We start from the raw sequence: 19,762 nt of genomic DNA, 5'->3' as shown, positions 1-19,762 counted from the left end.
TACTCTCACGCAGCGGCCGCGACGGGCAGGTGCTCGGCGATCCAGCGGTCGAGATCGGCCAGCGCGCGGGCGCTCATCGCCTGCTTCTTCGCCACCGTCTTCTCATTGCCCTTCAGCCGCGTGCCGTCCGGCTTGCGGGTCGGGGCCGTCGCCAGCGGCGGGAACAGGCCGAAATTGATGTTCATGGGCTGGAACGAGCGCGTCGCTCCATCGATCGTTTCGATATGGCCGCCAGTGATGTGGCTGAGCAGGGCACCGAGCGCAGTGGTCGGAGGCGGCGGCAGCAGATTTGCGCCACGTGTCTCCGCGGCGGCGTAGAGGCCGGCGATCAGGCCGATGCTCGCCGACTCCACATAGCCCTCGCATCCCGTCATCTGGCCGGCAAAGCGCAGCCGCGGCTGGGCCCGCAGGCGGAGCTGCGAATCCAGCAGTTTCGGCGAGTTGAGGAAGGTGTTGCGATGCAGGCCGCCGAGCCGCGCGAATTCCGCGTTCTCGAGGCCTGGGATCGTGCGGAAGATTTGCTGCTGCGGGCCGTATTTCAGCTTCGTCTGGAACCCGACCATGTTGTAGAGCGTGCCGAGCTTGTTGTCCTGGCGCAGTTGCACGATCGCGTAGGGCTTGACCGTCGGATTGTGCGGATTGGTCAGGCCGACCGGCTTCATCGGGCCGTGACGCAGCGTCTCGTGGCCGCGCTCCGCCATCACTTCGACCGGCAGGCAGCCGTCGAAATAGGGCGTGTTGGTCTCCCACTCCTTGAAGTCGATCTTCTCGCCGGCGAGCAACGCCGCGACGAAGGCGTCGTACTGCTCTTTCGTCATCGGACAGTTGATGTAGTCGGCACCGGTGCCGCCCGGACCGACCTTGTCGTAACGCGACTGGAACCAAGCGACCGACATGTCGATCGTGTCCTTGTGCACGATGGGCGCGATGGCGTCGAAGAACGCGAGCGCCGTCTCGTCGGTCAGGTCACGGATGGCCTCGGCGAGCAGCTGTGAGGTGAGGGGACCGGTGGCGATGATCACCTTCTCCCACTCCGCGGGCGGCAGGCCCGCGATCTCGCCGCGGCGCAGCGCGATGCGTGGATGGCCTTCCAACGCGCTTGCGACGGCCGCCGAGAAGCCGTCGCGGTCGACGGCCAATGCGCCACCGGCCGGGACCTGGTTGGCGTCAGCGGCCCGCATGATCAGCGAGCCCAGCCGGCGCATCTCGGCATGCAGGAGGCCGACGGCGTTGTTGGCGGCATCGTCGGAGCGGAACGAATTCGAGCAGACCAACTCGGCAGGCGTGGCGGTCCGGTGCGCCTCGGTCATGCGGTCCGGCCGCATCTCGTGCAGCACCACGTCGACGCCGGCCTCGGCCAGCTGCCAGGCGGCTTCGGATCCGGCGAGGCCGGCACCGATCACGTGGACGGTATTCGAAGGTGATTTGGTCCCTGTCATGCGCGGGACAGGTAGCGCTTTTCCCGAGCGCTGCAAATGCGCCAGTGGGGTTCAGCGTGAGAAACCGGGCGCGTGTGTTTCGTTGCGCCAGGGCCTAGACGCGGCAACGCCCGCAGCGAGGCGGGCGATGTCCGGTAGATATCGGAAGAAGGCTGATCAGCCGTTGTAGTGACCGGCAGCAACGCGCGGGATGTCCGAACGATCGAGACCGATGTCGGCGAGCTCGCGATCGCTGAGCTGCGACAGCTCGGCAACGTTGCGCTGATACTCACGGAACGCCTGCACCATGCGGATGAGCGAGAGCAACATGAGAAATCTCCTTTAGTTCGCGATTCAGTTCTTCATCGGAACCTCATCGTTGAAATGAACATAGAAGAGCTTGTTGCGATGCGGAAGCGTGAATGTTGCGATGCAGCTAAACCCCGGGCGCATAGCTTGCGTAACCCTCAAGTAAGAATCGGGCAGGCGCCCGGCAGCTCAGCGACCCGCGCAAGGCTCCGTATTCATGCGGATTTTCGATCGCCCGTTCGAATTGCCGGATCGAGCAATGCCGGCTTAAAGGCCGGTCCAGGCACGAAGCTATTGCCCGACATACACCCCACGAAACGCATGGGTTCATATAATGAACATAAATTCATTATGTACGCTGCGCCTCTCAAATCGATGATCGCCATCACGGACCGCTCGCGCGGATTTCACTTCGCGGCATATAACGAAAGGTGCGACAAAGTGTCGCGGTGCTGGGCAATGATGCCGGCGCCGTCGCACCAGCGAGGAAAAACAATGAACAAACTTTTTGGGGCCGCGCTCATCACTGCGGCAATTGTGGCGGTCGGTCCGGCTCAGGCGGCGCGGATGCATGGCGCCGGCTGTAGCGGGGCCAATCTGGAAAAGACCGAGACGGCGATCGAGGCGATGGCCGACGGCGACGCCAGATATACTGCGCAGAAGGAGATTGCGGCAGCGCAGGACGCGCTGCTGAGCGGCAAGATGGGCGCCTGCAGCGTGCACCTGACCAAGGCGATGCAGGCCGGGATGATCAAGTAGCAGGCGCATCTTTCGCATCATCGAACGAACGGCCGGTCGCGATGCCGCGATCGGCCTCATTCCTGACCCGGGCTACGGCGCCCGCGCCAGCTGGGTCGCGAAGGTCGCGACCGTCCGCGCGTAGACCTCGCTCTTGTTCCACTGCTGGATGACCGCAAAATTCGGGCCGCCGGGCTCCCAATCCTTGCCCTTCTGCCAGCCATAGCCCTTCAAATAGTTCGCGGTGGAGGCGAGAACGTCGGGCGCGCTGCGGATCAGATCGCGCCGGCCATTGCCGTCGAAATCGACGGCGTATTTGATCCAGGACGACGGCATGAACTGCGTCTGACCGATCTCGCCGGCCCAGGCGCCGCGCATCTCGGCCGGCTGAAGGTCGCCGCGGTCGACGATCCGCAGCGCATCCAGCAACTCGCCGCGAAACTGCTCGGCGCGGCGGCAGTCATAGGCCAAGGTCGCGAGCGCACGGATGGTCGGAAATTTTCCGACATTGACGCCGAAATCGGTCTCGAGCCCCCAGATCGCGACCAGCACCTCGCCCGGCACGCCGTAGCTCTGCTCGATCCGCGACAGCACCGAGCCGTATTGCTTCAGCATGTTGGAGCCGCGGGTCATGCGCGGCGGGATCATGCGCCCGGAGAATTCCTCGAAGGTCTGGCTGAACACCTTCTGACCGCGGTCGCGGTTCAGCACGCTTTGGTCGGGCGTCACGCCGGTCAGCGCCGCATTGATCGTGTTTTGTGAGATGCCCTTGGCCGCAGCTTCGGTCTTGAACTCGGCGAGCCAGCCGTCGAAGTTGCCGCTGCCGCAAGGCACCGCGGCGTGCGCTGGCGCTGACAGGGTGGTGAGGGCAGCGAGGCAGGCAAGAGCGGAAACGGCGAGAACGCGAGCAATCATCGAAACACCTGGACGGCAATGGATTCAAAAAGCGTTGCTGGGCGCGCTCCATGTCGGGCGTAACCGCGGCAGCAACAAGGCCTTTCGATCACATTGGCGTCGGATTTCGTGAGCGCTGCCACACGCTGGCGGCCTCTCGAGGCGACCGCCGGCCCCGAGGCCGGCGGTCGTGACAAACTCCGTCGCTGCGTCCTCACATCCCGTCGCGCGAGCGCCATGGGAACAGGTTCGCCGGGAAGTCGGCCGCGGGTTTGGAGCCGCGCGGGGCCGGCGGCACGATCCGGGCTGCGTCGGGATTGATCGCGATGGCTTCGCGGTAGAGATGCCAAGTGGCGTGGCCGAGCACCGGGATCACAACGGCGAGCCCCAGGAAGAACGGAATCGTGCCGGCGACCAGAAGCACCGCGACGATGAGGCCCCAGGCCGCAACCGGAGCGGGATTCTTGGCCACCACGCGCAGCGAGGTGACGACTGCTTCGAGCGCGCCGGCGTGTCGGTCGAGCATCAGCGGGAAGGAGACGACGCTCAGGCACAGCGCCAGCAGCGCGAACAGGAAGCCGACGCCGCAGCCGACCGCGATCAGCCACCAGCCTTGCGGCGTCGTGAACACTCGCTGCAGGAAATCGCCCGCGCCCGTCGCGCCGCCATAGCCGAACACTGCGACGTAGATCGCCTGCGCGGTCGCGACCCAGGTGACGAACAGCGCGAGCAGCAGCGTGCCTAGTCCGAGCATCGAGCCGAACGACGGCGACCGCAGCACCTCCAGAGCATCCCAGGCACTGGTGTCCTCGCCGCGGTCCCGGCGGCTGCTGAGCTCATAGAGACCGAGCGCGGCGAATGGGCCGAGCAGGGCGAAGCCCGCCGCCAGTGGAAACAACAGCGGCAGCACCGCATAGCCGAACACCGCGCGCGCGATCACCAGGCCGAGAACGGGATAGATCGCACATAGCATCACGGCGTGACTCGGGACGGCCTTGAAATCGTCCCAGCCGAGCCGCAGCGCGCGCATCAGGCTCGACATGTCGATCGTACGAATCGTCAGCTCAGCCGCGACCTCGTCTGCCGCCCGAACGTGGGAGGCGGCATTGCTGTGGTAGGTGGCCATCGTCGTGTGCTCCCTCAACTTGCGTAGGGCGCTACCCAACCACGCAGGCGGGCTGCGCTTCTCGTTGGAACAAATTCGCGGATGGCCAGACGCGACGAACCTCGGGGCGGCCATTCGCGAACGGAAGTCATCAGGATAGTGGCAAAACAGGCCGCGCCTACTCACGCCTCGGTGAGTGCTGTGAATGTCGCAGTGCATTAGAACGGTGCCCGCGACCGAAGAAGCCGAGCCATCCACGGACAAAGTCATTCCGCCGTCATTCCGCCTTGGGTAAGCTTCACATTCGTCGCCGTGGTCGCCTTGGCGGGTGGCGGAGCGGCTCTACGGCCGTCTTTGCAACGGAACAACGCCGGCCGAGTTCTTCTCACGATCACCACCCATTGGGAGCCATTGATGAGCATTTTCGGAAAGATCATGGGCGCTATTTTCGGTCATCATGCCGAGGCTGCGCCGGCCGGCGGCAGCACGCCCGCCGCGGGCGGCACCGCGCCGGCAGGCGGCACGGCAGCTCCGACCGGGGGCCCGGCTGCTGCGGCGCAAAACGTCGATGTGGCGGCGATCGTCGACAAGGCCGCGGCTGCCAAACACGAGAAGCTGGAGTGGCGGACCTCGATCGTCGACCTGATGAAGGCGCTCGACATCGATTCGAGCCTCGCCGCGCGCAAGGAGCTTGCCAAGGAGCTCGGCTACAGCGGCGACACCAACGACTCGGCCAGCATGAATGTGTGGCTGCACAAGCAGGTGATGAGCAAGCTCGCCGCCAATGGCGGCAAGCTGCCGCCGGAGATCAAGCACTGAGCGTCGGCCGCCGACGGCCCAAAAGCGAAAGGCCCGCCATCGCGCGGGCCTTTGTCGTCGATATCGTGTCGCGGGAGGCTGCTCGAACGGCTCAGACGTGCACGAAGCCGGTGCGTTGCCAGGCCTCGGCGTGCAACTGGTCGCGGTTGAAGCCGATGTCGCGCAGCGTGCGCTCGTCGAGCTGGTCAAGATAAGCGAGCTGGGTGCGGTAGTGGACGTAGCGCTCGAGAACGTCGAAAATGGCAGTGATGAACATGAGCCTCTCCCCATCGGTCTGGTTGCTTGTTCGGCGGGGGATTGCTGGTCCATCCGGGTAGCCATTGCGTTAAAGCACACGGTCCAATCGTCTTGCTCGGTAATTCTACGGAACGTCACGCCATGATGTCCCGGTTCTCCGGGTGGTCACGGAGGTAGTCGGCGACGAAGCTGCAGCCCGCGATCACCTTGCGGCCCTCGGCGCGGATCAACTCCAGTGCGCCCTTGACCAGCTCGGACCCGATGCCCCGGCCGCGCAGGGCCGCCGGGGTCTCCGTGTGGGTGATGACGACCGCCTGCGGCGTCGCTCGGTAGTTTGCAAAAGCGATGCTGCCTTCGACGTCGAGCTCGAAGCGGCTCTGGGCCTTGTTGTCGCGGACGACGGTCATGCTCCTCTACCTTCGTTTCGGTTTGTCGGTCTGCTTGATGAACTCCGCCAGCATTTCGCGGATCGACCAGGGCTTGCCGTCGACGGCGCCGCGGATGTCGTCGATCTTCCATTGGCCGGCATCGCGCACGAAGTCGTAACGGATGACGTTGTCGGCCTGTTCCGTGCGATTCGTTGCGATGGCCGGCGATGGTGACGGCGACCGTCGCCTTGTCGGCCTCCTGCTTCTCCGGACTCACCTTGAACGAGGCGACATCCGGATCCTGCGAATTGGTGACGGGATCGAAATCGACCGCGCCGACCTCGCCCTTCGGCGTGCGGGCGTCCATCTTTGCCCATTGGGCGGCCAGCGACTTTGACAGATAGTACGCGCGTGCCGCCTTGTTCTCGATGACGAAGTTGCCGCCATCCTCGCCCTTGCCCTTGGCGACGCGGGCGTAGATCGCGGTCATGATGCCGGTAGGCTCATTGGCGGCGGGGGCCTGCGCGCGAAGCGGGGATACGGCGAGCACGCCAGCGAGGCCGAGAAGCAGGAAACGACGATTGATCATGGGTGTCCTCAAATCAGATTCGGTGCGTGGTGAAATGAAGGAATGCGCGGCCGGCCTCGGGTTTGTCGCACGGCATCTGCATTCGTTCGAATGACACCGTCGCATGGGAGCGATGGGCAGGCCGCGCTTGCGAGGTCGCGCGGGACCGCGATAAACAAGCGGGAAGGTAACGGGTGGCCGAGACCGCCCGAGAATCGATCGAGGGGACGCTGTCATGGGTCTGTTCATTTGCTGCCGGGATGCGAGGGCTCGTCGATGAGTGGCACACAGCTGCGGATGTCGCGGCGGGTGATGAATCTCGCGCATATCGTGACGCAGAACGGCCGCCGGCTCGGCGACCGCGTCGGCTTCGTCTGGGGCGAGAGGTCGTGGTCCTGGCGCGAGATCGACGCGATGGTCTCGGCGCTCGCGGCGGCGCTGGCCGAGCAGGGCATCGCCAAGGGCGATCGCATCCTGGTGCACTCCAAGAACTGCGAGGAGATGTTCGTCTCGATGTTTGCCGCGTTCCGGCTCGGCGCGGTCTGGGTGCCCACCAATTTCCGCCTGATGCCGGACGAGGTCGCCTACCTCGCGACCGCCTCGGGCGCGAAGGCGTTTCTCTGCCACGGCGACTTTCCGGAGCACGCTGCCGCAGTGACGACTGCTGACTTCACCTGGCGCATCGGTGACGGCGGCAGCTTCGGCACGGGGGCCGTGGCCGACGCAATGAAGGCGCATGTCGGCGCACACGTCGCGAACGCTGCCGTCGAGCACGACGATCCCTGCTGGTTCTTCTTCACCTCGGGCACGACCGGCCGCTCCAAGGCGGCGGTGCTGACGCATGGCCAGATGGCGTTCGTCATCACCAACCATCTCGCGGACCTGACGCCGGGCACGACCGAGCACGACGCGTCTCTCGTCGTGGCGCCGCTGTCGCACGGCGCCGGCGTGCACCAGCTGATGCAGAGCGCGCGCGGTGCCACGACCGTGCTGCTGCCGAGCGAGAAGTTCGACATCACCGAAGCCTTCCGCCTGATCGAGGTGCATCGCGTCAGCAACCTGTTCACGGTACCGACCATCCTGAAGATGATGGTCGAGCATCCCGCCGCCGACCAGTTCGATCATTCCTCGCTGCGCCATGTGATCTATGCCGGCGCGCCGATGTATCGCGAGGACCAGAAGCGCGCGCTGGCGCGGCTCGGCAAGGTCATCGTCCAGTATTTCGGCCTCGGCGAGGTCACCGGCAACATCACGGTGCTGCCGGCCGCGGCGCACGAGGAAGAGGATGGACCGGAGGCGCGGATCGGCACCTGCGGCTATGAGCGCACGGGCATGCAGGTCTCGATCCAGGACGATCAGGGGCGCGAGCTGAAGCCGGGCGAGACCGGCGAGATCTGCGTCATCGGTCCGGCCGTGTTCGCGGGCTACTACGACAATCCCGACGCCAATGCCAAGGCGTTTCGCGACGGCTGGTTTCGCACCGGCGATCTCGGCCACATGGATGCGCAAGGCTTCGTCTACATCACCGGCCGCGCGTCGGACATGTACATCTCCGGCGGCTCCAACATCTATCCGCGCGAGGTGGAGGAGAAGATCCTGACCCATCCCGACATCGGCGAGGTCGCCGTGCTCGGCGTGCCTGATCCCGTGTGGGGCGAGGTCGGCGTCGCCGTCTGCGTGGCGCGCGAGGGCGCGGCCGTGCCGAGCGAGAGCGCGATCGCCGGCTATCTCGCCACCAAGCTGCCGCGCTACAAGATGCCGAAGCGCTTCTTCTTCTGGGACGCGCTGCCGAAGTCTGGCTACGGCAAGATCCCCAAGCGTCTCGTGCGCGACGAGCTCGAGGCGCGCGGCTTGCTCGATCTCACCAGGCAGGGCTGAGCACTGATGCGATTCATCAAACAGCCCGGCGCGCCGGTGGCCGACCGCGTCCAGTGGGTCGAGGCGCGCGGCCGCGCCTTCACCTTCACCATGGAGCAGGGGTTGCCGCTGCTGGAAGCGGCCCATCGCGGCTTTGCGCGTGAAGGCTTTGCCGGCGGCGTGCTCGACATCAAAGGAGGTGCGCTCGGACCGTTCGCCTATGTCATGCCGGCGCTGTCGAAGGCGCCGGATCATGCCGCGTTCTACAGCGAGACCTATCGGCCCGCCGGTGTCACCCAGCTCTCGACCGCGACCATGACGCTGGGCGTGCGCGACGGCGCGCCGTTCTTCCATTGTCACGCGCTGTGGACCGAAGAGGGCGGCCGGGCCGGTGGTGGCCACATCCTGCCCGAGGAGACTGTGGTCGCCGAGCCGTTCGAGGTCGAGGCGTTCGGGCTCGATGGCGCGATCTTCACCGCCGCGCCTGATCCCGAAACCGGCTTCAAGCTGTTCGGCCCGGTGGCGGCCGCACCGAGCAGCGCCCCAACGGATCGCCGTGCCTTCGCGCTGCGGCTGCGGCCGAACCAGGATTTTGCCGGCTGTCTGGAGGAGTTCTGCCGCGCGCAAGGCATCAGCAGGGCGCGGATCCGCGGCGGTGTCGGCTCGACCATCGGCGCGCGCTTCGAGAGCGGTGCTGTGGTCGAGCCGTTTGCGACCGAGCTGACCATCGCCTCGGGCGCGATCGCGCCCGGCGCTGTCGGTCTCGAAGCCACGCTCGACGTCGCGCTGGTGGACTACACCGGCGCGTTGGCGCAGGGGCGGCTGGTTCGCGGCGACAACCCGGTGCTGATGACGATGGAGCTGGTGCTGGAGGTCGCGGCGTAGCCCGCGTGGGACGGTAGCCGGTCCCGCCGCCTTGTGCGAGATTGCCCGCGATGTCACCGAATTTGTGAAGGCGTCATGGCGAGGAAGCAACGCGAGATCCGGCTGCGCGCCCCCTATCTGAAGCGGCTGTGGCTCGATCCGGCCAAGATCGCCGACCGCGCTGAATATCCGTTCTGCCTGCCGTTCCTGCAGGACGAGTTCGAGCTGAGCTTCACGAGCGCCATCACCATCATCGTCGGCGAGAACGGCACCGGCAAATCGACCCTGCTCGAAGGCATCGCGGCGCTGGCCGGCTATGACGAGGCCGGTGGCGGCAAGGGCTACAGGCCGGTGGATCATGGTCGTGCGATCGAGCGCATGGGGGGCACGCTCGGTGCCGCGTTCCGTGCGAGCTGGCTGCCGAAGATCACGCAGGGCTGGTTCTTTCGCGCCGAGAGCTTCTTCTCGGTGGCGCGCTATCTCGACGAGGCCGCGTTGGACGATCCATTCGGAGGGCCGCCGCCCGACTTCCTGTCGCATTCCCACGGCGAGGGCTTCCTGCGCTTCTTCGAGGAGCGCTGCCAGCGCCAGGGCATCTACATCTTCGACGAGCCGGAATCGGCGCTGTCGCCGGCGCGCCAGATCGAGTTTCTCAAGCTGATGCGGCGGATGGACGAGTCTGGTCATTGCCAGGTGCTGATGGCGACGCATGCGCCGGTGCTGATGGCCTATCCCGGCGCGACCCTGCTGCGCCTGACCAAATACGGTCTCGAGAAGGTCGCTGTGCAGGACACCGATCACTTCAAGGCCCTGCGCGAGTTCTGCGCCGATCCCGATGGCTTCGTGCAGGCGGTGCTTGCGGAGTGAGGGCCGGGCGTGGTGCATGAGAGTTGGCGAGGTCGACCAACTTGCTCCGCCGTCATTGCGAGCGAAGCGACGTGTCCGCCGAAGCCCATCGGGCGCAGGCGGAAGCAATCCAGGGCTGCGTAAAGACTCTGGATCGCTTCGTCGCTTTGCTCCTCGCGATGACGGAGAGACATGAGTCCGTGTTCCCGCGTGCGAATGGCGTCCGGGCTTTGCATCATATTCTGCCCTCCTCGAAGTGAGAGGGCGCAGGGAAGGCCGGGCATCCGCTGATGCCCGCGGCCCCCGTGCGGGAAAAATGCACGGGGCAGGAACCACAGGCTCAGCCGAGATGACCCGGCCTTCCCTGCGCGATGGTGTTACAGCTTATACGTGATCTCCTCGGTGCACCGGGCTTTCTGGCCACCGTCACCGGCGCGATGCGTGAGCATCACCACCAGCTTGACCTCAGCGTCGGGAGGTCAGGACCACACGATTTCGCCGTCCGCCGCCGGACCCGTCGTCTGCGCATTTGCGCCGGGCCCGTGACGTCCATCGCATCCCGCACTCAACGCCCGTGACGACCGCGAAGCGCCCCTCTCGTGAGTGCAGGACGCACCCAGAAGAACGCAAATTCAGAAAAAACGAAATAAGAATATTTTTCGCGACACGACTGGACAGGGGTGATGGCGCTGATCCCGCGTCGAAATATAGATTTTGCGCGCATGGCCGTTTTGGTGTCAAAACGGTCGCGTCACGCCTTCGCGGCGTGCGCGTCGGGCAAATCAGGTCGCGACGCGGGTGAGGGAAGCAGGGTTTCAGATGTCGGAGCAGGCCAACCGTCACGACGAGCTCGACCAGGCGCTGCTCGCCCTCGACGACCGCGCCATGGTGCTGGAGGAGCTCGACGGCTTCATCGCCGGCCTGCTGGTCCTGCCGGAGCAGGTCCCGCCCGGCGAATGGTTCGCCGCGGCGTTCGGGTTCGGCAAAGGCCGCCACTCGGTGTTTGCGAGCATCGCCCATGCCAACGCGGTGCTCGACCTGGTGATGGCGTATCATGACGAGATCGCCCGGACGCTCACGCAAACGCCGGAGCTGTATCAGCCGCGCTATCCGGTCGATCCGATCGACGGCAGTGTGATCTGGGAGTTGTGGATCGACGGCTTCGCTGCGGCGGTGGACCTGCGTCAAGAGCGGTTCAAGGCCTACCGGAACGTCGACGGCGACGTGGGCGAGGCGGCGTTGAGCCTGATGGTGGCGATCGAGCTGGCGCGCGACGAGAATGCCGATCGCGTCGAGAATACCGGGTTCGACCGAGAGGCGGCTGCTGACATCCGCCATGCGGTGCTGACCCTCAACCGTCATCGGCGGAGCGGGGCGCCCGTGCCCGGCGCGCCCGCCTTCATTGAGCAACCCAATCCGTTCGCCTCCTTCGGCAAGGTCGGCCGCAACGATCCCTGTCCGTGCGGTTCCGGCCAGAAATACAAGCGCTGCTGTGGCGCCAATTGACCCGCTTTCGAGCGCCACGACACGGTCTTTTTTGTTGCAACAATCGGGAGCGGTGCAAAGATGGGTCCGCCGCGCCAGATGCGCCGGCCAAACGAAAATGGTTGAGGAAACGAGATGAGGATGGTGTTCGGCAAGGCGCTGGCCGTAACGGCGGCGCTCGCGATCGCAACGACGGCTTTGAGCACGGCGGATGCGCATGGTCCCACCCGGCGCAAGGTGCAGGAGCACGTCGAGATCAACGCCGCACCCGCCAAGGTGTGGGCCGTGATCGGCAACTTCCAGGACATGAGCTGGCTCGGCGTCGTCGACAAGACCGCGGGCGACAAGGGCAACGAGATCGGCGCCACCCGCAAGCTGACCCTGAAGGGCGGCGCCACGGTCGACGAGGAGCTCTACAAATACGACGCCGAGAAGATGAGCTATTCGTACCGGATCACGGCGGTCGATGTGAAGGTGCTGCCGGTGACAAACTACTCGTCGACCATCGCGGTGACGCCGAGTGCGGACGGCAAAGGCAGCGTGGTCGAATGGACCGGCGCGTTCTACCGGGGCTTCCCCAACAACGATCCGCCGCCGGAGCTGAGCGACGAGGCCGCGGTCAATGCGGTGACCGGGCTCTACAAGGGCGGGCTCGAGGGACTGAAGAAGAAGGTGGAGAGCGGGAGCTGATTGGATACGACCATGTCGCCAAGTCAGCGCTGCGCTCCCTCTCCCCGTTCTTACGGGGGGAGGGTTGGGGTGAGGGGCAGCCGAACGGGGGGTGTGGGCGGTGAGACCTGTGCCGCCTCACCCGGATTGCATCTGGCGATGCAATCCGACCTCTCAGCGCGAGCGAAGCTCGTCGCGGCCCCGCATCCGCCTTCGCTCTGCGAGCTACGGAGGACAAGAGCGGGACGAGGTGGGTACAAGGCAGGGCGCTGTACCACTCATCGTCTCTCAGATCCTATTCGAGCTTTTCTGCTCGCAGCCTTGCTCGTCTGCTGCGCCAGTGCCCACGCCGAAGAAGCCTTCGTCACCAATCAGCTCAGCGATGATCTGACCATCGTCGACCTCGCGACCTCGAAGCCGGTGGCGACGATTCCGATCGGCGGCAAGCCGGCCGGCGTTGCGGTGGCTGCCGACGGACGCTTCGCCTATGTGGCGAGTCCGGACGACAAGAGCATCAGCGTCGTCGACGCTGTCGCGCGAAAGGTTGTTGGACGGGTCGAGGTCGGTGGCGGGCCGCTCGGCATTGCCGTGACGCCGGACGGTTCGACGGTCTACGTCGCAGACTGGTACAACGCCGCAATTCGCGTGATCGATGCGAAGACCCGGACCGTGACCGGCAGCATCGCGGTCGGCGCCTCGCCGTCGGGGCTTGCGGTGACACAAGACGGCAAGCTGCTGCTCTCCGCCGACCGCGACGACGACATGGTCTCGGTGATCGACACGGCGACGCGCCAGCGCCTTGCGACCATCAAGGTTGGCACGCGGCCGTTCGGTGTCACCATCGACGCCGAGGGCAAGCGCGCCTACACGGCAAATGTCGCCTCCAACGACGTCTCGGTGATCGACCTCGCCGAGCGTCGCGAGATCGGCCGGGTCAAGACCGGCTTGCGGCCTTATGCGGTGGCGCTGGCGCAGGGCAGGGGCTTCGTAACCGACCAGTATGACGGCACGGTCAGCGTGTTCGACCTGGCGAGCCTGCAGCCGCTCCAGCGCATCAATGTCGGCGACTATCCCGAGGGCATCGAGGCGACGGCCGACGGCCGGCGCGTCATCGTCGCCAATTGGGAGAGCAACATCCTGAGCGTCATCGACGTGGCCGCACTGAAGGTCACAGGGGAGATCAAGGTCGGCAACGGCCCGCGCGCGTTCGGCGCGTTCCTGCGGCGGTGAGGCAGGTCCGCCGGTGGCGGGAATGGAGTTGCATCTGCAGCCTCCGTCATTGCGAGCGCAGCTCGCAATGACGCGGGGAGGTTTCGAGGCTCGTCGTTATCCCTGCATGTCGCTGGCGCTGATGTAGGCTACGAATCTCGTCTGGCGGGCACCACCAACCGTTCCACGATCTCGTCCATCCGGGTGAACAGCATCTCCGGCTGGTGGTCGCGCAGCGCCTGCTCCGCGGCATAGCCCCACGTCACCGCACCGAAGGCGATGCCGGCGGCGCGCGCAGCCTCGATGTCGCGGGTCTCGTCGCCGATCGCGATGGCCTGGGCCGGGTCGACGCGCAGCCGCTTCAGCACCCGGCGAAACTTCCGTGCCTTGCCGAACACCGAGGCCGAGCAATCGAAATCGGCGAACAGACCGGCGCGCGATCCGAGCTTCTGCCGCGCGTTGGCCTCGCTGTCTGACGAGACCAATGCGAGCATGGTGCCGTTCGCGGCAAGCGTGTCGAGCATGATGTCGACGCCTGCAAACAGCGGGATGCTTGCTGCATGCGCCGTCTTCAGCCGGCGCACGTGGCGCGCGATCAAGGGCAGCTTCCAGCGCGGCACCTGAAGGAAATCGAGGATCTCACGGGTCGAGGCATGGCGCAGCCCGTCGATGTCCTGCTCCTCGACCTGACGAAAGCGGTACCGCACGGCGACGGCATTCACGTGGGTGCGAAACCACGGGAAGCTGTCGGCGAGCGTGCCGTCGAGATCGAAGATGACGAGGGAATATGGCATCGCGTGGGGTGAGCGCGGCGAGGGGCTGATGATCGTCGAGGCGTGTCGTCCTGCGACAGTCCCTGCGCCATAGCAATGGGAGGGGCGGCGCGCAATGAGATGCGACCCTTGCGTGTCGCAGCTCCATGGTGACGTTCGACGATCAGGGGTTGAACATGTTGTGATGTGCACCTGGAAATAACGCGGTCTATGATCCCGATGCGCCGGCGGATCAGGGTCTGCCTGCCCAATTTGATCGAATTTGTTTTCATCATTCAAGCCAGAGAGATTTCACATGGCCCTCAACAAGGTTGCTGCAGCGTATCTGTCCTACTTCGCCTATATCGACGACGCGCTCGATACGGTTCAGCCGAGCGATTTCGTGACGATGCTGAAGTCCGTTCCGTCGGGCGCAGCGAACGGTCCGTGGTCGCTCGTCTGGGGCCCGGCGGTCAACAACGGCGTGCTCGCCTATGTCGCGCAAGGCAGCGACGGCAGCTACGCGCTGGCGTTCCGCGGCACCGATGTCGACGGCTCGGTCGGCGGCGCCTTCGAGAACGTGCTCGCCGACGTCGATGCAGTCTTCCAGGTGCCGTGGCTGTATCCGCAGCAGGCCGGCTCGCCGCTGCAGATCAGTGCCGGGATCAACGATGCGCTGGCGCTGGTCATCGCGCTCACCGATCCCGCGACGGACCTGTCGCTGCTCGACTATCTGCGCGGCCTTGCGGCCAAGCAGAATCTGCAACTGATGGTGACCGGGCACAGCCTGGGCGGCGCGCTCGCCGTGGTGGCGACGGCGTGGCTGAAGGATCAACTGCCGAAGCTGAACTCGTCGCTGAAGTTCACGCTGTGGCCGCACACCTTCGCGGCTCCGACCATGTGGAACGCGGGCTTCGCGACCACCTTCGCGAAGGCCTATACCTACTATGCGGCGGTCAACAGCAACGACATCGTGCCGATGGGATGGGCCAATCTGAAGGGGATTCTCGTCACCTATGCGCCGCCGGCGCCGGTCCTGAAGGACACCAACTACTACTCGATCTACAAGCCGCTTGAGATCCTCAGCGCAACGATCCCGACCTATACGTCGATCGTGCCGAGCAATCCGGACCTGTTCACGATCACGCCGATCGTGGAGACGAACGATTCCTGGACCGCAGAAGCCGGCTACATGCATTCCATGCAGTTGCAGTATTTTCCGCATGCGACCGGCACGAAGGCGCCGCCGCTGCCGGGTGTCACCAAGACCGGTGTGGCGCGGCCGCGGGCGGTCGCCGTCGCGGCGTGAGCTGCTGATCAGGGGGACGTCGCCGTCCGGGTCGCGTCTCGCGTTGCCCTCTTGCGAGCCTGCTCCCGCAGGTCTGCAAGCGGGTCTTGACGCGCATCCGATCAACCTTTCGTCACGATTTTTGTGAGTGGGCGCTGCAGGAACGCCTGGCGCTGTGCGGTCGTTGACCCCCGCACAGAAGCAAGGAGAGACACATGCAACGCACGCTCAAGATGGCCGCGCTGGCCGCCGCCACGCTGGTGCTCGGCACCGCCGCCGCAGCCGCGCAGGGCTATGCCCGCTACGGCGACTCGATGGCCTGGGTGCCGCCGACACAGGGCAACGATTCCGAGCCGGTGTATGACGCCGCGCCGGCGCCGGCCTACGCGCCGGGTGAGGTGGCGTGGGGTACAACGGCCTGGGGCCACGGCTACAACGGCACCAACCATCCGACCCCTGGCTCGACCCAGGGCGATGTCGGTCCGTCCGGCAACAACAACGGCACGCTGACCGGTGTCTACCGGCAGTGGTAGCCGCCATCTCGCGTTAGACGTTAGGCGATCAAACCCGCCGCTCGACAAGAGCAGCGGGTTTGTTGTGTCGGACGGGTTCGCTGCACGTGTCGGGCGATGTCACGAAGCCATTGGATCACGAGGTCGCGCGAAGGTGAGCGTCGCGTTGTGTCGCACGATTGTTGTGGGGACCGGCGGAACCTTGGATGGATCGATATCGTTTGTTCTCCGAGAATTAGGAACGAAGGAGCAAGTTCATGACGCGCACGTTTGGATTCGCCGCGCTGACCGCCGTCACGCTCGTGGCTGGCACCGCTGCGGCCTCGGCCGGCGAATACGGCCCGGGCGGCTACGGCTATGGTGGCCAGGTCACCAGCACCTACACCTACCGCGATTCCTTCGCCTGGGCGCCGGGGCCGGTCTATCAGGAAGGCTACGTCGCGGTCGCGCCGGGCCCGTATGACGGCCCTGGCTGGGGCACCGGCTACAACGGCACAAACCATCCGACCCCGAGCTCGACCCAGGGCGACGTCGGCCCGGGCGGCAACAACAACGGCACGCGCACCGGATACTATCGCCAGTGGTAATCTGAGTTCGTTGTAGAAACCATCCAGCCCGCCGCTCTGCCGAGAGCGGCGGGCTTTGCTGTGATGAACCGGTGTCAATCACGTGCGTCATTGCGAGGAGCGCGATGCAATCCAGAATCGCGTACGCGGCCCTGGATTGCTTCGCTTCGCTCGCAACGACGATCGATACAAGGGAATTGAGGGCAACTACTCCGCCGCCTCGCTGGCGGCGCCGCGGCCGCGCTTCTTCGGCTTGGCTGACTTCTCCAGCACCGGCTTGAGGAACTGCCCGGTGTAGCTGCGCGGCGCCTTGACGATGTCCTCAGGCGGGCCCCAGGCGACGATCTCGCCGCCGCCGTCGCCGCCCTCCGGGCCGAGATCGATGACCCAGTCGGCGGTCTTGATGACCTCGAGATTGTGCTCGATCACGACCACCGTGTTGCCCTGTGCCACGAGCTCGTGCAGCACCTCCAGCAGCTTCTTGACGTCGTGGAAGTGCAGGCCGGTCGTGGGCTCGTCGAGGATGTAGAGCGTGCGGCCCGTGGCGCGCTTGGACAGCTCCTTGGCGAGCTTGACGCGCTGCGCCTCGCCGCCGGAGAGCGTGGTGGCCTGCTGGCCGACATGGATGTAGTCGAGGCCGACGCGGCGCAGCGTCTCGAACGTGTCGCGCACGCGCGGCACCGCCTTGAAGAATTCGGCGGCCTCCTCGACCGTCATGTCGAGCACGTCGGCGATCGACTTGCCCTTGAACAGCACGTCGAGGGTCTCGCGGTTGTAGCGCTTGCCCTTGCAGACGTCGCAGGTGACGTAGACGTCGGGCAAAAAGTGCATCTCGATCTTGATGACGCCGTCGCCCTGGCAGGCCTCGCAGCGGCCGCCCTTGACGTTGAAGGAGAAGCGGCCCGGCTCGTAGCCGCGTGCCTTCGATTCCGGCAGGCCGGCGAACCATTCGCGGATCGGGGTGAATGCGCCGGTATAGGTCGCGGGATTGGAGCGCGGGGTGCGGCCGATCGGCGACTGGTCGATATCGATGATCTTGTCGATGTGCTCCAGGCCCTCGATGCGATCGTGCGGCGCGGCGGCCTCGTTGGCGCCGTTGAGCTTGCGCGCGATCGCCTTGTAGAGCGTGTCGATGAGAAGCGTCGACTTGCCGCCGCCGGAGACGCCGGTGATGGCGGTGAACAGGCCGAGCGGGATCTCGGCCGACACGTTCTTCAGATTGTTGCCGCGGGCATTGACGACCTTGATGGTGCGGCGATGGTTCGGCGGCCGACGCTCGGGCACCTCGACCTCGAGCTCGCCGGTGAGATATTTGCCGGTCAGCGACGCCGGATTGCGCATGATCTCGGCCGGCGTGCCCTCGGCGACGATGTTGCCGCCATGGGTGCCGGCGCCGGGGCCGATGTCGAGCACGTAGTCGGCGAGGCGAATGGCATCCTCGTCATGCTCGACCACGATCACGGTGTTGCCGAGGTCGCGCAGCCGCTTCAGCGTGTCGAGCAGGCGGGCGTTGTCGCGCTGGTGCAGGCCGATCGACGGCTCGTCGAGCACGTAGAGCACGCCGGTCAGCCCCGAGCCGATCTGCGACGCCAGGCGGATGCGCTGGCTCTCGCCGCCCGACAAGGTGCCGGAGGAGCGCGCCAGGGTCAGATAGTTCAAGCCGACGTCGAGCAGGAAGGTGAGGCGGTCGCGGATCTCCTTGAGGATGCGGGTGGCGATCTCGGTCTGCTGCGCGTTGAGCTGCTTCGGCACCTCGGCGAACCATTCGCCGGCAGCCCTGACGCTGAGCTCTGAGATCTCGCCGATGTGCTTGCCGGCGACCTTGACGCACAGCGCCTCGGGCTTCAGCCGGAAGCCGTTGCAGCCGGCGCAGGGCACGTCGTTGAAGTACTTGCCGAGCTCCTCGCGCGCCCATTCGCTCTCGGTCTCGCGGAAGCGGCGCTCGATGTTGGTGATCACGCCCTCGAACGGCTTTTTGGTGTCGTAGGCGCGGACGCCGTCCTCATAGGTGAACTTGATCTCGTCGTCGCCGGAGCCGTGCAGCAGCGCGTTCTGCGTCTTCTTCGGCAGGTCCTTCCACTTGGTGTCGAGCGTGAACTTGTAGAACTTGCCGAGCGCTGTCAGCGTCTGCGGGTAATAGGGCGAGGACGACTTGGCCCAGGGCGCGATCGCGCCCTTGCGCAGGGTGACGTCCTTGTCGGGAATGACGAGATCAGCATCGACGTGCTGCTCGACACCGAGGCCGCCGCATTCCGGGCAGGCGCCGTAGGGATTGTTGAACGAGAACAGCCGCGGCTCGATCTCGGGAATGGTGAAACCGGAGACTGGGCAGGCGAACTTCTCCGAGAACAGGATGCGCTCGGGCCCGCTCTTGTCATGGATCTTGGCGGTCTTCTTCTTCTCCTCGGCCGGGGCGGCGGAGGCGGGCGCGTCGGCGAACTCGATCACGGCGAGTCCCTCCGCGAGCTTCAGCGCGGTCTCGAAACTCTCCGCGAGGCGCTGGCCGATGTCGGGGCGCACCACGATGCGGTCGACGACGACGTCGATGTCGTGCGGGAACTTCTTGTCGAGCGTGGGCACCTCGGCGAGCTCATGGAAGGTGCCGTCGATCTTGACGCGCTGAAAGCCCTTCTTGAGATATTCGGCGAGCTCCTTCTTGTACTCGCCCTTGCGTCCGCGCACGACCGGGGCCAGCAGATAGAGGCGGGTGCCCTCGGGCAGCGCCAGCACGCGGTCGACCATCTGCGACACGGTCTGGCTCTCGATCGGCAGGCCGGTGGCCGGCGAATAGGGCACGCCGACGCGCGCCCAGAGCAGCCGCATGTAGTCGTAGATCTCGGTGACCGTGCCGACGGTGGAGCGCGGGTTCTTCGAGGTCGTCTTCTGCTCGATCGAGATCGCCGGCGACAGGCCGTCGATCTGGTCGACATCAGGCTTCTGCATCATCTCCAGGAACTGGCGGGCATAGGCCGACAGCGATTCGACGTAGCGGCGCTGGCCCTCGGCATAGATCGTATCGAAGGCGAGCGAGGATTTGCCGGAACCGGACAGGCCGGTGAACACCACGAGCCTGTCGCGCGGGATCTCGACGTCGATGTTCTTGAGGTTGTGCTCGCGGGCGCCGCGGATCGTGATCGCCCGCAGGCTCGACTGGTTGGCTTGCGCGCGCTGCTTAGCCTTGAGCACTTCATCCATGACGATCGTCCCACGGCGCAGAGTCGCGCCATCGTTGCAGGCGCGTTCGCCGGAAGCCGGCCA

General features: G+C 65.6%; 19 protein-coding genes and 1 pseudogene. 11 read left to right on the top strand and 9 right to left on the bottom strand.

The genetic code is table 11. The features are described from left to right. Positions 1–5: 5 nt before the first annotated feature. The gene (gene trmFO, locus QX126_RS06920; RefSeq protein WP_315774949.1) at positions 6–1,439 is read right to left on the bottom strand and encodes a methylenetetrahydrofolate--tRNA-(uracil(54)-C(5))-methyltransferase (FADH(2)-oxidizing) TrmFO; all 1,434 of its coding nucleotides are present in this window, start codon (positions 1,437–1,439) and stop codon (positions 6–8) included. A gap of 156 nt (positions 1,440–1,595) precedes the next feature. Further along, on the bottom strand, positions 1,596–1,748 hold the full coding sequence (locus QX126_RS06915) for a DUF1127 domain-containing protein (protein ID WP_006614327.1): 153 nt from the start codon (positions 1,746–1,748) through the stop codon (positions 1,596–1,598). A gap of 474 nt (positions 1,749–2,222) precedes the next feature. Between QX126_RS06915 and QX126_RS06910 the strand changes: the two genes are divergently transcribed. Continuing rightward, the gene (locus QX126_RS06910; protein ID WP_315738130.1) at positions 2,223–2,486 is read left to right on the top strand and encodes a hypothetical protein; all 264 of its coding nucleotides are present in this window, start codon (positions 2,223–2,225) and stop codon (positions 2,484–2,486) included. Between the two features lie 72 nt (positions 2,487–2,558). Here the strand turns inward: QX126_RS06910 and QX126_RS06905 are convergent, their stop codons facing one another. Further along, entirely contained in the window at positions 2,559–3,380 is an 822-nt protein-coding gene (locus QX126_RS06905) for a lytic murein transglycosylase (RefSeq protein WP_315780093.1), read from the bottom strand. A gap of 193 nt (positions 3,381–3,573) precedes the next feature. Beyond that, positions 3,574–4,485: a DUF2189 domain-containing protein gene (locus tag QX126_RS06900; RefSeq protein ID WP_315780091.1), complete on the bottom strand. Its 912-nt coding sequence runs from the start codon at positions 4,483–4,485 to the stop codon at positions 3,574–3,576. A 393-nt stretch (positions 4,486–4,878) separates the two neighbouring features. On the opposite strand from QX126_RS06900, the gene QX126_RS06895 reads away from it, so the two are divergent. Continuing rightward, positions 4,879–5,283 (top strand): DUF3597 domain-containing protein, encoded by a 405-nt coding sequence (locus QX126_RS06895; protein ID WP_315738127.1) that lies wholly within the window; start codon positions 4,879–4,881, stop codon positions 5,281–5,283. Positions 5,284–5,374: 91 nt separating this feature from the next. Here the strand turns inward: QX126_RS06895 and QX126_RS06890 are convergent, their stop codons facing one another. The 3 genes and pseudogenes from QX126_RS06890 to QX126_RS06880 all read right to left on the bottom strand — a co-directional run bounded on the left by QX126_RS06890 (position 5,375) and on the right by QX126_RS06880 (position 6,477). Next, a complete protein-coding gene (locus QX126_RS06890) occupies positions 5,375–5,539 on the bottom strand; it encodes a DUF1127 domain-containing protein (RefSeq protein ID WP_315780089.1) in 165 nt (54 codons plus the stop codon). Between the two features lie 115 nt (positions 5,540–5,654). Beyond that, positions 5,655–5,927, bottom strand: a complete 273-nt coding sequence (locus QX126_RS06885; protein ID WP_315738125.1) for a GNAT family N-acetyltransferase — start codon at positions 5,925–5,927, stop codon at positions 5,655–5,657. Between the two features lie 6 nt (positions 5,928–5,933). After that, a pseudogene (locus tag QX126_RS06880) lies at positions 5,934–6,477 on the bottom strand (DUF3828 domain-containing protein). A 255-nt stretch (positions 6,478–6,732) separates the two neighbouring features. On the opposite strand from QX126_RS06880, the gene QX126_RS06875 reads away from it, so the two are divergent. The 6 genes from QX126_RS06875 (at position 6,733) to QX126_RS06850 (ending at position 13,407) form a co-directional block, all read left to right on the top strand. Then, positions 6,733–8,334, top strand: coding sequence for an acyl-CoA synthetase (locus tag QX126_RS06875; RefSeq protein WP_315780087.1), 1,602 nt, complete (start codon positions 6,733–6,735; stop codon positions 8,332–8,334). Positions 8,335–8,340: 6 nt separating this feature from the next. Next, entirely contained in the window at positions 8,341–9,198 is an 858-nt protein-coding gene (locus QX126_RS06870) for a PCC domain-containing protein (RefSeq protein WP_315738122.1), read from the top strand. A gap of 75 nt (positions 9,199–9,273) precedes the next feature. Beyond that, complete coding sequence (locus QX126_RS06865; protein WP_315780085.1) at positions 9,274–10,044, top strand: AAA family ATPase; 771 nt, start codon at positions 9,274–9,276, stop codon at positions 10,042–10,044. A gap of 693 nt (positions 10,045–10,737) precedes the next feature. Then, on the top strand, positions 10,738–11,529 hold the full coding sequence (locus QX126_RS06860) for a UPF0149 family protein (protein WP_315780083.1): 792 nt from the start codon (positions 10,738–10,740) through the stop codon (positions 11,527–11,529). 114 nt (positions 11,530–11,643) lie between these two features. Then, positions 11,644–12,198 carry an SRPBCC family protein gene (locus QX126_RS06855; RefSeq protein WP_315774936.1) on the top strand — a complete coding sequence of 185 codons (555 nt, stop codon included), beginning with the start codon at positions 11,644–11,646 and terminating at the stop codon, positions 12,196–12,198. A gap of 276 nt (positions 12,199–12,474) precedes the next feature. Beyond that, entirely contained in the window at positions 12,475–13,407 is a 933-nt protein-coding gene (locus QX126_RS06850; protein WP_315780311.1) for a cytochrome D1 domain-containing protein, read from the top strand. A gap of 128 nt (positions 13,408–13,535) precedes the next feature. Here QX126_RS06850 and QX126_RS06845 read toward each other — a convergent pair whose 3' ends face one another. Further along, a complete protein-coding gene (locus QX126_RS06845) occupies positions 13,536–14,180 on the bottom strand; it encodes an HAD hydrolase-like protein (RefSeq protein ID WP_315780081.1) in 645 nt (214 codons plus the stop codon). A 274-nt stretch (positions 14,181–14,454) separates the two neighbouring features. Between QX126_RS06845 and QX126_RS06840 the strand changes: the two genes are divergently transcribed. The 3 genes from QX126_RS06840 to QX126_RS06830 all read left to right on the top strand — a co-directional run bounded on the left by QX126_RS06840 (position 14,455) and on the right by QX126_RS06830 (position 16,525). Next, positions 14,455–15,447 carry a lipase family protein gene (locus QX126_RS06840; RefSeq protein WP_315780079.1) on the top strand — a complete coding sequence of 331 codons (993 nt, stop codon included), beginning with the start codon at positions 14,455–14,457 and terminating at the stop codon, positions 15,445–15,447. Positions 15,448–15,641: 194 nt separating this feature from the next. Then, entirely contained in the window at positions 15,642–15,959 is a 318-nt protein-coding gene (locus QX126_RS06835; protein ID WP_315780077.1) for a hypothetical protein, read from the top strand. Between the two features lie 236 nt (positions 15,960–16,195). Beyond that, a complete protein-coding gene (locus tag QX126_RS06830) occupies positions 16,196–16,525 on the top strand; it encodes a hypothetical protein (RefSeq protein ID WP_315774934.1) in 330 nt (109 codons plus the stop codon). A gap of 186 nt (positions 16,526–16,711) precedes the next feature. Here QX126_RS06830 and uvrA read toward each other — a convergent pair whose 3' ends face one another. Next, positions 16,712–19,699 carry an excinuclease ABC subunit UvrA gene (gene uvrA, locus QX126_RS06825; RefSeq protein ID WP_315780075.1) on the bottom strand — a complete coding sequence of 996 codons (2,988 nt, stop codon included), beginning with the start codon at positions 19,697–19,699 and terminating at the stop codon, positions 16,712–16,714. Positions 19,700–19,762: the final 63 nt, after the last annotated feature.

Origin of the sequence: Bradyrhizobium sp. SZCCHNPS1003 (assembly GCF_032381555.1) — a bacterium.
Classification (GTDB): Bacteria; Pseudomonadota; Alphaproteobacteria; order Rhizobiales; family Xanthobacteraceae; genus Bradyrhizobium.
The sequence above is the reverse complement of the archived record's forward strand: the minus strand, read 5'-3'. Positions and strand labels throughout refer to the sequence as shown.

Bases quoted from the DNA above. Each gene is read 5' to 3' on its own strand.
- QX126_RS06900 (WP_315780091.1), bottom strand. From the start codon at position 4,485: ATGGCCACCTACCACAGCAATGCCGCCTCCCACGTTCGGGCGGCAGAC.
- QX126_RS06845 (WP_315780081.1), bottom strand. From the start codon at position 14,180: ATGCCATATTCCCTCGTCATCTTCGATCTCGACGGCACGCTCGCCGAC.
- QX126_RS06855 (WP_315774936.1), top strand. From the start codon at position 11,644: ATGAGGATGGTGTTCGGCAAGGCGCTGGCCGTAACGGCGGCGCTCGCG.
- uvrA (WP_315780075.1), bottom strand. From the start codon at position 19,699: ATGGATGAAGTGCTCAAGGCTAAGCAGCGCGCGCAAGCCAACCAGTCG.
- QX126_RS06895 (WP_315738127.1), top strand. From the start codon at position 4,879: ATGAGCATTTTCGGAAAGATCATGGGCGCTATTTTCGGTCATCATGCC.
- QX126_RS06835 (WP_315780077.1), top strand. From the start codon at position 15,642: ATGCAACGCACGCTCAAGATGGCCGCGCTGGCCGCCGCCACGCTGGTG.
- QX126_RS06910 (WP_315738130.1), top strand. From the start codon at position 2,223: ATGAACAAACTTTTTGGGGCCGCGCTCATCACTGCGGCAATTGTGGCG.
- QX126_RS06885 (WP_315738125.1), bottom strand. From the start codon at position 5,927: ATGACCGTCGTCCGCGACAACAAGGCCCAGAGCCGCTTCGAGCTCGAC.
- QX126_RS06890 (WP_315780089.1), bottom strand. From the start codon at position 5,539: ATGTTCATCACTGCCATTTTCGACGTTCTCGAGCGCTACGTCCACTAC.
- QX126_RS06840 (WP_315780079.1), top strand. From the start codon at position 14,455: ATGGCCCTCAACAAGGTTGCTGCAGCGTATCTGTCCTACTTCGCCTAT.
- QX126_RS06875 (WP_315780087.1), top strand. From the start codon at position 6,733: ATGAGTGGCACACAGCTGCGGATGTCGCGGCGGGTGATGAATCTCGCG.
- QX126_RS06870 (WP_315738122.1), top strand. From the start codon at position 8,341: ATGCGATTCATCAAACAGCCCGGCGCGCCGGTGGCCGACCGCGTCCAG.
- trmFO (WP_315774949.1), bottom strand. From the start codon at position 1,439: ATGACAGGGACCAAATCACCTTCGAATACCGTCCACGTGATCGGTGCC.
- QX126_RS06830 (WP_315774934.1), top strand. From the start codon at position 16,196: ATGACGCGCACGTTTGGATTCGCCGCGCTGACCGCCGTCACGCTCGTG.
- QX126_RS06915 (WP_006614327.1), bottom strand. From the start codon at position 1,748: ATGTTGCTCTCGCTCATCCGCATGGTGCAGGCGTTCCGTGAGTATCAG.
- QX126_RS06865 (WP_315780085.1), top strand. From the start codon at position 9,274: ATGGCGAGGAAGCAACGCGAGATCCGGCTGCGCGCCCCCTATCTGAAG.
- QX126_RS06905 (WP_315780093.1), bottom strand. From the start codon at position 3,380: ATGATTGCTCGCGTTCTCGCCGTTTCCGCTCTTGCCTGCCTCGCTGCC.